The sequence below is a fragment of the Skermanella aerolata KACC 11604 genome (assembly GCF_000936425.1).
In the GTDB taxonomy this organism is placed as follows: Bacteria; Pseudomonadota; Alphaproteobacteria; order Azospirillales; family Azospirillaceae; genus Skermanella; species Skermanella aerolata.
This window is the reverse complement of the sequence record NZ_AVFK01000264.1, coordinates 1-237: the sequence shown is the minus strand read 5'-3', so window position 1 is coordinate 237 and position 237 is coordinate 1. Positions and strand designations below refer to the sequence as shown.

Sequence of the window (237 nt, the reverse complement as noted above, 5' to 3'; positions counted from 1 at the left end):
GTGCATGTAGACGGCCAAGAGCGGCTCCTGCTCGCTGGCGTCGGTTTCCATCGTGAAGGGCACGGGCACCGAGACGACCAGGCAGTGGCGCGCATCGTAAAGATAGGTGTCGCCGCCGAAGTAGCCGCGCTTGCGGCCCTGGCACACGATCACGATGCCGGGGTCGTACAGCACCGGCACGGACTTCAGCGGGCGGTTCGAGCGCAGCAGGCGCACGTCGGGCAGCGCCGTCAGGTT

At 67.5% G+C, this 237-nt stretch carries 1 protein-coding gene; it reads right to left on the bottom strand.

Features of this window, described 5'->3' with window-relative positions:
• A partial coding sequence (locus tag N826_RS39480) for an AraC family transcriptional regulator (protein WP_169789529.1) occupies window positions 1-237 on the bottom strand: 237 nt, incomplete at both ends.